Below are 12,282 nucleotides of genomic sequence, written 5' to 3' on the forward strand. Positions count from 1 at the left end.
ACCGGCTCGGGCACCAGCACCGGCTCGGGCTCCAGCACCGGCTCCGCTCCAGGAATCGACATGTGCCCGACGCTCTTACCAGCGACCGAAGGATCTCCCGACATGCCGGTCAGCAATCGCCACTTCGCCTCGCGGATGGGGCGCTGGGGCGCCACCCATCCGTGGACGGCCATCCTCCTCTGGCTGGTCGTGGTCGTGGGCGCCTTCTCCATCGGCACCGTGATCGAGACCAAGCAGGCCACCAGCCAGGACCTGCTGGTCGGCGAGGCCGCCGAAGCCTCCCGGCTCATCGAGGAGAACGGGCTGCGGGACCCCGCCGCGGAGAACATCCTGATCGGCACCCGCGCCGGCCAGGAGACCGCCGCGCAGACCACCGCCGCCACCGAGCTGCGCCGGCGGCTCGCGGCCCTCCCCGAGGTCGCCTCGGTGAGCGACCCGATCGGCTCGCCGGACGGCAGGGTACTGCTGCTCCAGGTCTCCATGAAGGGTGACGCCGACACCGCCGCGGACCGGGTGACCCCGCTCCTGACGGTCACCGCCGACGCCCAGAAGCAGCACCCCGGCCTTCTCATCGAGCAGGCCGGCGACGCGTCCGTGAAGCACGACTTCCAGGAGTGGCTCGCCAAGGATCTCCAGAAGGCGACCGTGATCAGCGTCCCCGTGACCCTGGTGATCCTGCTCCTCGTCTTCGGCGCGCTCGTCATGGCCGGTGTGCCGGTCCTGCTCGGCCTGACGGCGGTCGCCTCGACGATGGGCCTGTGGGCCCTGGCCTCCCAGCTCGTGCCGGACCCCGGCATGGTGACGGACGTCATCGTCCTGATGGGCCTCGCGGTCGGTGTCGACTACTGCCTCTTCTACCTGCGCCGCTACCGCGAGGAGTGCGCGAACGGCTACGACCCGGCCTCGGCGGTCGGCATCGCGGCCGCCACCTCCGGCCACTCCGTGGTGGTCTCCGGGATCGCGGTGATCGTCTCCGCCGCGGGCCTCTACCTCGCCGGTGACGTGATGCTGGCCTCCATGGCCACCGGAGCGATCCTCGTGGTCGCCGTCGCGATGATCTCCGCGGTCACCGTCCTCCCCGCCCTGCTGGTCAAGCTCGGCCGTGCCGTCGACCGCCCCCGCGTCCCGCTCGTCCGGCGGCTCTCGCAGCGCACCGGAGCCCCCCGTGTGTGGGGCTTCCTCCTCCGCCCCGCCACCCGGCGCCCGCTGATCTCCCTCGCCGTCGCCGTCGGCGGCCTGGCGGCCCTGGCCCTGCCCGCCCTGGACATGAACCTGAAGGCCACGCAGGTCGACGACTTCCCCCGGTCGCTGAGCACGATGCGGACCTACGACCGCCTGGTCGAGGCCTTCCCCTCCACCGCGCACACCGGAACCGTCGCCGTACGGGTTCCGGCCGGCGAGAGCGAGCAGCTGCGCACCCGGATGACCCGGCTGTCCGAGTCCGTCCGGCAGGACCCTCTGTTCGCCGAGGACGGCCCGCCCCGGATCCGTTACTCCGCGGACGGCCGCGGCGCGGTCCTGGAAGCCGGCACCCCGACCGCCCCGGGCACCGACGCGGCCCGTGACTCCGTCACCCGACTGCGCGCCGACCTGGTGCCGGACGCGCTGCGGGGCGTGCCGGGCGTCGAGTACGCCGTGGGCGGGGCGCAGGCCGAGGACATGGACTACACGTCCAACCTCAACAGCCGGCTGCCCCTGGTGATCGGGGGCGTGTTCGCGCTGACCTTCCTGATCATCCTGCTCGCCTTCCGCTCGGTGGTCGTGGCCATGACCACCGTGGTGCTGAACCTGCTGTCCGTCGGCGCCTCGTTCGGCTTCCTCTGCCTGGTCTTCCAGCGGAACTGGGCCGAGGACCTGCTGGACTTCACCTCGACCGGGCACGTGGTGTCCTGGGTGCCGATCCTGTTGTTCGTGATCCTGTCCGGGCTCACGCTCGACTACCACGTCTTCGTGGTCAGCCGGATCAGGGAGAGCGTGGTCGCCGGCATGACGACGAGGAACGCGGTGGTGGACGGGATCACCCGCACCGCCGGTGTCGTGACCGGAGCCGCGGCGGTCATGGTCGCGGTGTTCGCCGCCTTCGGCACGCTGACCTTCATCGAGATGAAGCAGATCGGCGTCGGCCTCGCGGTGGCGATCGTCATCGACGCGACGATCATCCGGATCTACGTCCTGCCGGCCGCGATGACCCTCCTCGGCCGGGCCAACTGGTGGCCGTCGCGGACCGGTCCCTCCAGCAGCCGCCCCGAGCCGCAGCGCTCCGCGGAGAAGGTCGGCGCATGAACGCCGTACGGGCTCCCCGCGGGTGGTCAGACCCTGTTCAGGTACGTCAGGACGGCCATGACCCGGCGGTTGTCGTCCTTCGACGGCGGCAGGTCCAGCTTGGCCAGGATGTTGTTGATGTGCTTGGCCACCGCCTTCTCCGTGATCACCAGTGCGGCCGCCACGGCCGCGTTGGACCGACCCTCGGCCATGTATCCGAGGACCTGGCGCTCACGATCGGTCAGTCGGGAGATCTGCTGGTCCTGGGAGTTGTGGCTCATCATCCGGGACACCACGTCCGGGTCCATGACCGTTCCGCCCGCGGCGACCTGGTGCAGCGCCTCGATGAACTGGGAGCTGTTGAACACCCTGTCCTTGAGCAGGTAGCCGACCCCGCCCTCGCCGTCGGCGAGGAGCTCTCGCGCGTAGAGCTGGTCGACGTACTGCGACAGCAGCAGGGAGGGTTGGCCGGGCCGCCGGCGGCGGGCGTCGAGGACGGCCCGCAGCCCCTCGTCCGTGTGCGTGGGGGGCATCCGTATGTCGACGAGGGCGATGTCCGGTTCGTGTTCGGCGAGCGCCCGGACGAGCTCGGGACCCGTACAGACCGCGGCGACGATCTCGAATTCGTTCAGCTCCAACAGCCGCGTCAGCCCCTCGCGGAGCAGGAACTGGTCTTCCGCGAGCACCAGACGCATGTCATTTCCCCCGCCGATCCCCGTCGGCCCCGGCCCGGTCGGGGCAGGGCTCCGGGGGCCACAAGCTAGCAACGCCCGGTTGTGACGGGCAAGCAGGGCGCGACGAGCGGTCAGCGCCTGGTCAACTGATGGTCAGCGGCGTTCGGCAGGCTTTCCGGAGTCCGACGCCGAAAGGGCATTCGACCACTTGTGGCCGATGAAGACATCTCAGCCCGGTCGACGGCGACCTGCCCGGTGCCCGTATCCAGCGGGTCCGCGAACTGCGCCTCAGCGACCGTGTGGGTCGTCATGCCCCGAGCAACAGAAAAGGCCAGGTCAGCTGATATCTGACCTGGCCTTTCTCTGAGCCGCCTTCGGGATTCGAACCCGAGACCTACGCATTACGAGTGCGTTGCTCTGGCCAACTGAGCTAAGGCGGCGTGCTGCGCGACACCATGGTGGGTGCAGCAGCGTCGCCAAGTCTACACAGTTTCCGGGGGTGCTCCGACCAGGGGCGGACGGGGTGGGTCCGGGGTGCGTCAGGGGTGTGTCCGGGGTGGGTCCCGGGGCTATGAGCAGCGCTTTCCGCCGGTCGGGGGGGTGCCTTCCAGGAGGTACGTGTTGACCGCGGTGTCGACGCAGTCGCTGCCCCGGCCGTACGCCGTGTGGCCGTCGCCCTCGTAGGTGAGGAGGGTGCCGGAGGAGAGCTGGTCCGCGAGGGACTCGGCCCACTTGTAGGGGGTGGCGGGGTCGCGGGTGGTGCCGACGACGAGGATCGGGGCGGCGCCCTCGGCCGTGATGCGGTGCGGGCGGCCGGTGGCCGGGGACGGCCAGTAGGTGCAGTTCAGGGCGGCCCAGGCGAGGCCCGTGCCGAAGACCGGGGACACCTTGTCGAAGGAGGGGACGGCCCGCTGCGCGCCCGCCGGGTCCAGGTAGGCGGCGGGCAGGTCGAGGCAGTTCACGGCGGCGTTGGCGAACATGAGGTTCGCGTACGAGCCGTCCGGCTCCCGCTCGTAGTAGCTGTCCGCGAGCGCCAGGAGCGACGAGCCCTCGCCGCCGATCGCCCGGGTCAGGGCCTCCCGCAGCTGCGGCCAGGCGCCCTCGTCGTACATCGCGGCGATGACGCCGGTGGTCGCCAGGGACTCGCCGAGCTCGCGGTCATCGCCGGTCGGGACCGGTTCGGCGTCCGTGGCGCGGAAGAAGCCGCGGAGGGCCTCGCCTGCCTCCGCGACCGTACCGGTGCCGAGCGGGCAGTCGGGCAGGGCGACGCAGTCGGCGGCGAAGGCCGCGAACGCGGTCTCGAAGCCGGCCGTCTGGTCCCGGTTGAGGTCGAGGGCCGACAGGGACGGGTCCATCGCCCCGTCGAGGACGAACCGGCCGACCCGCCCGGGGAACAGCTCGGCGTAGGTGGCGCCGAGGAAGGTGCCGTACGAGGCGCCGACGTAGTGCAGCTTCTCGTCGCCCAGCACCGCCCTCGCGATGTCCATGTCGCGGGCCGTCTCCACGGTGGAGACGTGCGGCAGGACCGTGCCGCTGCGCTTCTCGCACCCCGCCGCGAACCGCTTGAACGACGCCGTCAGCGCCTGGACCTCGGCCTCGTCGTCCGGCGTCTGGTCGACCTGCGTGTACGTGTCCATCTCGGGGCCCGTCAGGCAGTCGACCGGCTCGCTGCGGCCGACCCCGCGCGGGTCGACGGCCACGATGTCGTAGCGGGCCCGCACGGGCTCGGGGTAGCCGATGCCCGCGTACCCCTGGAGGTAGTCGACGGCCGAGCCGCCCGGCCCGCCGGGGTTCACCAGCAGGGAGCCGATCCGCTGTCCGGGGCCGCTCGCCCGCACCCGGGAGACGGCCAGCCTGATCTCCGGCCCGTCCGGCTTCGCGTAGTCGAGCGGGGCTCGCAGCGTCGCGCACTGGAACCCCTCGACGCCGCACTCCCGCCACGCCGGCTTCTGTCCGTAGTACTTCTTCAGCGCCTCGGGCGAGGGCGCGGGCGAGGCGGCCTGCCGGGCGGTGGCGACCCCGGACGCGGCGGGGGCGGCCGCGTCACTCCCTCCCGTACAGCCGGAGAGGATCAGCCCGGCGGCGGCGAGCGCCGTGGCGGAGGTGCGGAGGAGACGCCTGGAGTCCATTCCCGGAGCGTATCCGGACGACCACGCACCGTGTCCAATCCGGCACGGGCACCACCGGCCGGGCCGGCAGCGAAGCACCTCCCCCTTCGCCGGCGGGGCGGCCGGCCGCGAAGCGCCGTCCGTCTCCGGTGGGCTCAGCCGCGGAGCGCCATCGTCATCGACTCCACCGCGAGCAGCGGCGCCACGTTCCGCTCCAGGGCCTCGCGGCAGGCGAGGACGGCCTCCACCCGGCGCAGGGTCCGCTCCGCGGTGCTCTCGTGGGCGATCCGCTCCACGGCGTCCCGCACGTCCTCGTTGGCGAGGGCGGAGCCGGTGCCCAGCTGGAGCGTCAGGACGTCCCGGTAGAAGCCGGTCAGATCGGTGAGCGCGAGGTCCAGGCTGTCGAGCTGGGTCCGCCGGCCCCGGCGCTTCTGCTTCTCCTCCAGCTCCTTCATCATCCCGGCCGTGCCGCGCGGCATCCGCCCGCCCTGCGCGGCGCCGAGGGCCGCCTTCAGCTCCTCGGTCTCCTTGGTGTCGACCTCCTCGGCGACCTGCTTCGCGTCCTCCGCCGCCGCGTCCACCAGCTCCTGCGCCGCCTTGAGGCAGCCGCCGATGTCCGCCACGCGCAGCGGCAGCTTCAGGACGACGGCGCGGCGGGCGCGGGCCCGCTCGTCGGTGGCGAGCCGCCGGGCGCGGTCGACGTGCCCCTGGGTGGCCCGGGCCGCCGCGTGGGCCAGCTCGGGCTCGATGCCGTCCCGCCGGATCAGCACGTCGGCGACGGCCTCGACCGGCGGGGTCCGCAGGGTCAGGTGGCGGCAGCGGGAGCGGATGGTCGGCAGGACGTCCTCGACCGAGGGGGCGCAGAGCAGCCAGACCGTGCGCGGGGCGGGCTCCTCGACGGCCTTCAGCACCGCGTTGGCCGACTTCTCGTTGAGTCGCTCGGCGTCGGTGACGAGGATGATCTGCCACCGGCCGGTGGCCGGCGAGGTGAACGACTTGCGGACGGTGTCCCGCATGTCCTTGACCAGGATCTCCGTGCCGACGGCGGAGACCGTCGTCACGTCGGCGTGGGTGCCGACCAGCACGGTGTGGCACCCGGTGCAGAAGCCGCAGCCCGGCGCCCCGCCGAGCGCCCGGTCGGGGCTCACGCACTGGAGGGAGGCCGCGAACGCCCGCGCGGCGTCCACCCGGCCCGCGCCGGGCGGGCCGGTGAAGAGCCAGGCGTGCGTCATCTTCGACGCCTCCGGGGCGGGCTCGCCGGCGGCCTGGGCGGTGACGAGCGCATCGGCGTCCCGCGCGGCGGCGGTGAGCTGCTCCTCGACCCGCGCCTGTCCGACCAGGTCGTCCCATACGGCCATGTCTGCCCCTCCTGAAGGTACGTCCTCCATTGTGGGGCAGGCGTCCGACAACGCGGTCCGGGCCGGATGAGGGGGCGGGCAGGCGTCCGACAATGCGGGGCCTGAGCGCGCGGCCTCCCGGCGGATGGCGTCCGGGGGCCTGAGCGCCCGGCCGCCCGTCAGGAGTGGGTGCGGGGCCGGGTGAGCCACAGGCCGGCCGCCGAGGCGAACACGACGACGCCGGTGCCGACGCTCCCGGCGATCCGGGGCGCGCCGGTCCAGCCGGCGACGCTGCTGATGGCGACGTTGGCCAGGACGCTGACGGTGAGCAGCAGCCAGAGCAGGGCCCTCATGGGGTGTCTCCTCGATGCGGTGGGATCCGGGAGGATCGGACGGCCTCCGGTGGGTTCCGGCGACTCCTCGATCCTCCGGCTCACGCGTCCCGCGCACAGCGGAGTCCGCACCCGGACCCATGGTGTAGCCCGCTCCACCGTCCCCCTCGGCTCCGCCGCCTAGGCTGGGCCCATGCGTGAGGCGATCAAGGAAGCGGGCCGGGCGTGGTGCCGGCTGGCGGTCGGGGCCGCGATCTCCGTCCTCTGCCATCTGATGGTGGGCGTCGCCCTCTTCACCGCCTTCCTCACCCTCACCGTGATCGGCGCGGGCGTGCTCCCCGAGAGCGTGCTGATGCTGCGCCGGCTCGCCGGCTGGGAGCGGCGCCGCACGGCCGAGTGGACCGGAAGGCCCGTGCCGGAGGCGTACCTGCCGCTCGAAGGCCCCCTCCCCGCGCGCGTGCGGACCGCCGTCGGCGATCCCGGCACCCGGCGGGACCTGCTGTGGGCCGCGGCGCAGCTCCTGTACGGGATGCTCCTCTGGTGCGCCTCGATGCCCCTCATGGTGGTCGCGCCCCTGGTCGACGGGGTGTGGACGGGGCTCGCGGGGCGCCCGCCGGTGGCGCTGCCGCTGGTGGGGCGGCTCGCCGACGTGGCCGCGGCGCTCTCGCGCGAGCTGCTCACGCCCGTCCCTTCGGCGGCCCGGGACGCCGCGCTCGCGGCCCGCATCGAGCAGCTGACGGCGACCCGGGCGGGCGCGGTCGCGGCGCACGGCGCGGAGCTGCGCCGCATCGAGCGCGATCTGCACGACGGCGCGCAGGCCCGGCTCGTCGCGCTCTCCATGCGGATAGGGCTGGCGCGGAGGGCGTACGACTCCGATCCCGCGGCCGCCCGGAAGCTGCTCGACGACGCCCAGGAACAGGCCGAGGAGGCGCTGGCGGAGCTCCGGCACGTGGTGCGCGGCATCCATCCCCCGATCCTCACCGACCGGGGCCTGACGGGGGCGGTCCGCGCGCTCGCCGCGAGCAGCGGTCTGGAGGTGGAGGTCACGGTGACGGGCCTCGCGGACGGACCGGACGCCGAGGGCCCCCGCGCGCCCGCCGCCGTCGAGGCCGCCGCCTACTTCGCCGTCGCCGAGGCCCTCACCAACGCCGCCAAGCACGGCGGCACCGACCGCGCCTCCGTCCTGCTGCGCGGGGAACGGACGGGCCTGCGCGTCCGCGTCCGGGACGAGGGCGACGGCGGTGCCGAGGAGGCGGAGCGGGCGGCCGGTGCCGGGGGCGGCGGCTCCGGGCTGCTCGGCCTGCGCCGCCGGGTGGCCGCGCTCGACGGGACCGTCCTGCTGACCAGCCCCTGCGGGGGCCCGACCGTGATCGAAGTGGAGCTTCCGTGCGTGTGGTGATCGCCGAGGACAACGCCCTCCTCCGGGAGGGCCTGGTCCTGCTGCTGACCTCGGCCGGGCACGAGGTCGCCGGGGTGGCGACGGCCGGCCCCGAGGTCCTTCCGCTGCTCCTGGAGCACCGGCCGGACGTGGCCGTGCTCGACGTGCGGATGCCGCCGGGCTTCCGCGACGAGGGGCTGCGGGCGGCGCTCGCGGCCCGCGCCGAGCTGCCGGGTCTTCCGGTGCTCGTCCTGTCGCAGTACGTGGAGGAGACGTACGCGGCGGAGCTCCTGGGCGACGGGGCGCGGGGCGTCGGCTACCTGCTGAAGGACCGGGTGGGGCGGGTGGACGAGTTCCTGGACGCCCTGGAGCGGGTGGCGGCCGGGGGCACGGCCCTCGATCCCGAGGTCGTCAGGGAGCTGCTCGCCCGGCGCCGGGACGACCCGCTGGACTCCCTGACGCCGCGCGAGCGCGAGGTGCTGGAGCTGATGGCGCAGGGGCTCGACAACGGCACGATCGCCCGCTCGCTCGTGGTGACCGAGCGGGCCGTGCACAAGCACATCGGCAACGTCTTCGCGAAGCTCGGCCTGCCGCCGAACGACGGCGGCGGCCACCGCCGGGTCCTCGCGGTGCTGGCCTACCTCGACGCGTAGCCGGACCACCGCTCCGTACCGGCGGCCTCGACGCGGCGCCTCGGCCCGATGCCTGGGCCGGGGTTCCACCGGCAGCCTCGACGCGTGGCCGAGCCCAGGGTTCCGTACCGGCAGCCAGGGTTCCGCGTCCCGGGCGCCGGTGAGCTCGGGCGCCGGTCAGCCCGGGCGCCCGTCAGCCCGGGCGGTGGGAACCGAACACGCCCGCCGCCACCGTCACCGCCACCGTCCCCGCGATCAGGGCCGCCTGGGCGGGGGGCAGGTACGGCAGGCCCCCGGTGTGCGCCCACGAGAGGGCGGTCAGGGGCAGCGCCGCCACCACGAGGCCGAGCAGCAGGCCGACGGCGATCAGGAAGCCGGCCTCCAGGCCGAGCATCCGGCGCAGCTGTCCGGCCGACGCGCCCACCTGGCGCAGCAGTCGCAGCTCGCGGCGGCGCCCGGCGCCGATCAGGGCGAGGCTGCTCAGGACGGACAGGACGGTGAGCGCGCCGATCGCGCCGACGACGCCCGCCGCGACGACGGCGTTCGACGCGGCCCCGGGCCGCACCACCTGTTCGGGGACCACCGCTCGCTCCGGCCCGGCGACGGTCCTGGCGAGGACCCTCGCCGGGTACGGATCGGTCATGTGCGGGGCCAGGCCGGCCTTCGGGAGGAGGAACTCGCCGAGTGCGAGCGACCGTTCGTAGACGGCGACGACCCGCAGGTCCTTCTCGACGCCGTCGCCGAGCCGCAGCCGTACCGTCGAACCGGGGCGCGCGTCCAGGGAGTCGGCCCGGTCGGCGCCCACGGCCACCGTGCCGGGGCCGGCGAGTCCGTCCAGGTCGCCGGCGACGACGCCGGGGTCGAGGACGCCTTCCAGGCCGTCGGGGTCGACGCCGAGGACGGGGAGGCGGTCGAGCCGCGGCGTACCGGCTTCGTCGCGGGCCAGGACGACCGTGGAGCGCAGGACGTCGGTCGCCGCGGTCACTCCGGGCCGCCGCCGCACCTCCTCGGTGGTCGTGCCGGAGACCGCGAGGTTCGCGGTGGTCGCCGCCCGCGCCTGGTCCGTGGCGGCCCGTTCCATGGTGGCGCCCGCCGTGAGCTGCACCAGAGCGAAGGCGGTGACGAGGACGACCGGAGTGAGGGCGGCCCCCAGGCGCCGCGAGCGGGCGGCGGCGCCGGCTGCCGCGAGCCGCCCCGGCGCGCCGCCGAGCAGCCGGAACGGCCGGTCGAGCACCCGCATCGCCGCACCGGCGATCCACGGCCCGAGCAGCGCGCATCCGGAGACGAGCGTCACGGTGGCCGCTCCGGCCGCCATGCCGGCGGCCTCGCCGCCCTGGAGCGTGGCGGTCCCGGCCGAGCCGACGCCGAGCACGAGCAGTACGAGCCCCGACACCCGCCGGGCCCTGCTGGGGCCGGCCGGCGCCCGGTCCTGCCTGCCGGTGCCGAGGGCCACCACGAGCCGGGCGAGCCCGGTCACCAGGAGGGCGGTGAGGAGCGGCGCGGTGAACAGCCAGGGCGGGGCAGCGAGTTCGAGGCCCTCGGCGGCGGCTCCCGGGCGGTCGCGCAGCGCCGTCCACAGCGCCAGGAAGGCGGGTACGGCTCCGAACGCGCCGAACAGCGCGGCCGCGACGGCCACCCGGACGACCTCCCGGCCCGCCGCGGCCCGCACCTGGCGGGGCGTCGCGCCGACGGCGAGCAGCAGCTCGCGCTCGGCGGCGCGCTGCTGGAGCGCCTGTGCGACGAGGGAGGCGAGGACGAGGACGGAGACGAGGACGACGGCGCCCGAGACGGCGCCGAGCAGTTCCAGCAGCTCCCGCCGGGCGGGCTGCGCGCCGAGGTGTTCGGCGTCGCCCCGCCCGTCGCCGGTCAGGGCCCGGAGCGGCCGGCCGGAGGCGGTGTCCTTGAGCCCCGCGGAGTCGAGGGCCGCCCGCACGCGCGCGTGGAGGGTGGCCACGGGGATGCCGGGCTCCGCGACGACGCCGACGGCGTCGAGCTCTCCCGGACGGCCCGCCCGCTTCCGGGCCTCCGCCTCCGTCACGTACACGGCGGCGGGTCCGGCGGCCACCCCGACGATCCGGTACCCGGCCGTCCGGTCACCGGTCCCGAGGCCCAGGCCGGCGCCCACGACGGCCTCGTCGTCGGCGCGGGGCGCGCGGCCCTCGGTCAGGGCGTACGGGGCGAGGGCGGCGGCGGCCCAGGAGCGCCCGGTGCGGGTGGCCGGCGCGTCCTGCGGGCCCGTGCCCCGCTCCCGTACGACGAAGGTGTGGTCCGGGACCGCCGCGCGCACGCCCGGGACGGCGCGCACGACGGCGACGGCGGCCTCGGGGATCCGTACCCGTTCGGTCAGGCCCTCGGTGGTGGTCCTGGGTTCGCCGCCCCAGGGCTTGGCGGTCCAGGTGACCTCGTGGTCGCCGGAGACGACCACGGCGGCAGCCGCGTACCGCTCCACGCGCGCGTGCCCGAGTGCGGTCGACCCGAGGGCGAGGGCCAGGCCGCCGAGCAGGGCGGAGACGACGGCGACGGCCGCGAAGACGGCCGCCCACGCCCTGCGGTGGGTCCGCAGCGAACGGGCGGCGAGGAGGCGCACGGCCGGGTTCACCGCGCCACCTCCGCCGACCGCGCGCCACCGACGGCACCGGCCCCCGAGCCGTACGCGGCCCCGGACACGGCCCCGGACCCGGAGACCACCCCGCCGCCGGAGCCGGTCCCCCGCCCGAAGCCCGAGCCCGACGCGGCCCCCCGTCCGAAGTCCGGCGCGGTCCCTCCTCCGAAGCCCGGCGCGGTCCCCCCTCCGAGCCCGGCCAGCACGTGGCGGACGCGGGGCTCGTCGGGCCGGTCGAGGTGGTCGGCGATCCGGCCGTGGTGCAGGAAGACGGCCTCGTCGGCCCAGGCCGCCGCCACCGGGTCGTGGGTGACGAGGACGACGGTCCGGCCGCGTTCGTCGACCGCGTGCCGCAGCAGGGCGAGGACCTCGCCCGCCGTGACCGGGTCGAGCGCGGCGGTCGGCTCGTCGGCGAAGACGACGTCGGGGTCGGTGAGCAGGGCGCGGGCGACGGCGACCCGCTGCCGCTGGCCGCCGGAGAGGTTCTCGGGCCGGTCGTCGGCCCGGTCTGCGAGGCCCACGGCCGCGAGCCCTGCCAGGGCGCGGGCGTCGGTCGCGCGGTCGTCGCGTGCGCCGGCGAGCAGCAGCGGCAGGGCGACGTTCTCGCGCACGCTCAGGGCGGAGACGAGGTTGAGCGACTGGAAGACGAAGCCGATCCGGTCGCGCCGGAGCCGGGTGAGGGCGGCGGCCTTCAGCCGGGCGAGGTCGGTGCCTCCGATCCGTACCGTGCCCGACGTGGGTCGTTCGAGGCCCGCCGCGCACCGCAGCAGGGTGGACTTGCCGGAGCCGGAGCGGCCCATCACGGCCACGAACCGGCCCGGCGGCACGGTGAGACTCACGTCGTCGAGCGCGGGCCGTGCCCCGTCGCCGCGTCCGTACGTCCTGCCCACCCGGTCCAGGACGAGCGCGTTCCCGCCGTCCGCCGCTGCTGTCGTCTTCATGCCGATCACGCTAGGC

Annotated in this window: 9 protein-coding genes and 1 tRNA gene; 3 read left to right on the forward strand and 7 right to left on the reverse strand. The window is 75.1% G+C overall.

Annotated features, from left to right (window positions below):
* Nucleotides 1-102: 102 nt before the first annotated feature.
* The gene (locus ACFYT9_RS31295; protein ID WP_389169118.1) at nucleotides 103-2,283 is read left to right on the forward strand and encodes an MMPL family transporter; all 2,181 of its coding nucleotides are present in this window, start codon (nucleotides 103-105) and stop codon (nucleotides 2,281-2,283) included.
* A 26-nt stretch (nucleotides 2,284-2,309) separates the two neighbouring features.
* Here ACFYT9_RS31295 and ACFYT9_RS31300 read toward each other — a convergent pair whose 3' ends face one another.
* From ACFYT9_RS31300 to ACFYT9_RS31320, 5 genes are all read right to left on the reverse strand, one after another.
* A complete protein-coding gene (locus tag ACFYT9_RS31300; RefSeq protein WP_389169120.1) occupies nucleotides 2,310-2,957 on the reverse strand; it encodes a LuxR C-terminal-related transcriptional regulator in 648 nt (215 codons plus the stop codon).
* A 345-nt stretch (nucleotides 2,958-3,302) separates the two neighbouring features.
* Nucleotides 3,303-3,376, reverse strand: a tRNA-Thr gene (locus ACFYT9_RS31305).
* Nucleotides 3,377-3,505: 129 nt separating this feature from the next.
* Entirely contained in the window at nucleotides 3,506-5,065 is a 1,560-nt protein-coding gene (locus ACFYT9_RS31310; protein ID WP_389169121.1) for an alpha/beta hydrolase, read from the reverse strand.
* 134 nt (nucleotides 5,066-5,199) lie between these two features.
* Entirely contained in the window at nucleotides 5,200-6,402 is a 1,203-nt protein-coding gene (locus ACFYT9_RS31315) for a DNA polymerase III subunit delta' (protein WP_376600220.1), read from the reverse strand.
* Between the two features lie 158 nt (nucleotides 6,403-6,560).
* A complete protein-coding gene (locus tag ACFYT9_RS31320) occupies nucleotides 6,561-6,734 on the reverse strand; it encodes a hypothetical protein (protein ID WP_387273044.1) in 174 nt (57 codons plus the stop codon).
* 172 nt (nucleotides 6,735-6,906) lie between these two features.
* Here ACFYT9_RS31320 and ACFYT9_RS31325 point away from each other — a divergent pair, with 172 nt between their 5' ends.
* Nucleotides 6,907-8,112, forward strand: coding sequence for a sensor histidine kinase (locus ACFYT9_RS31325; RefSeq protein ID WP_387273042.1), 1,206 nt, complete (start codon nucleotides 6,907-6,909; stop codon nucleotides 8,110-8,112).
* Nucleotides 8,100-8,744: a LuxR C-terminal-related transcriptional regulator gene (locus ACFYT9_RS31330; protein ID WP_376600225.1), complete on the forward strand. Its 645-nt coding sequence runs from the start codon at nucleotides 8,100-8,102 to the stop codon at nucleotides 8,742-8,744. The genes ACFYT9_RS31325 and ACFYT9_RS31330 overlap by 13 nt, the downstream gene beginning before the upstream one ends.
* A gap of 172 nt (nucleotides 8,745-8,916) precedes the next feature.
* On the opposite strand, the gene ACFYT9_RS31335 is transcribed toward ACFYT9_RS31330, so the two are convergent.
* Nucleotides 8,917-11,322: an FtsX-like permease family protein gene (locus ACFYT9_RS31335; protein WP_389169122.1), complete on the reverse strand. Its 2,406-nt coding sequence runs from the start codon at nucleotides 11,320-11,322 to the stop codon at nucleotides 8,917-8,919.
* Complete coding sequence (locus ACFYT9_RS31340; RefSeq protein ID WP_389169124.1) at nucleotides 11,319-12,266, reverse strand: ABC transporter ATP-binding protein; 948 nt, start codon at nucleotides 12,264-12,266, stop codon at nucleotides 11,319-11,321. Before ACFYT9_RS31340 ends, ACFYT9_RS31335 begins: the two co-directional genes overlap by 4 nt.
* Nucleotides 12,267-12,282 lie beyond the last annotated feature (16 nt).

The organism is Streptomyces sp. NPDC004435 (genome assembly GCF_042873895.1).
In the GTDB taxonomy this organism is placed as follows: domain Bacteria; phylum Actinomycetota; class Actinomycetes; order Streptomycetales; family Streptomycetaceae; genus Streptomyces.

Coding starts and splice junctions, on each gene's coding strand:
- ACFYT9_RS31295 (WP_389169118.1), top strand. CDS start 103: ATGCCGGTCAGCAATCGCCACTTCGCCTCGCGGATGGGGCGCTGGGGC.
- ACFYT9_RS31300 (WP_389169120.1), bottom strand. CDS start 2,957: ATGCGTCTGGTGCTCGCGGAAGACCAGTTCCTGCTCCGCGAGGGGCTG.
- ACFYT9_RS31310 (WP_389169121.1), bottom strand. CDS start 5,065: ATGGACTCCAGGCGTCTCCTCCGCACCTCCGCCACGGCGCTCGCCGCC.
- ACFYT9_RS31315 (WP_376600220.1), bottom strand. CDS start 6,402: ATGGCCGTATGGGACGACCTGGTCGGACAGGCGCGGGTCGAGGAGCAG.
- ACFYT9_RS31320 (WP_387273044.1), bottom strand. CDS start 6,734: ATGAGGGCCCTGCTCTGGCTGCTGCTCACCGTCAGCGTCCTGGCCAAC.
- ACFYT9_RS31325 (WP_387273042.1), top strand. CDS start 6,907: ATGCGTGAGGCGATCAAGGAAGCGGGCCGGGCGTGGTGCCGGCTGGCG.
- ACFYT9_RS31340 (WP_389169124.1), bottom strand. CDS start 12,266: ATGAAGACGACAGCAGCGGCGGACGGCGGGAACGCGCTCGTCCTGGAC.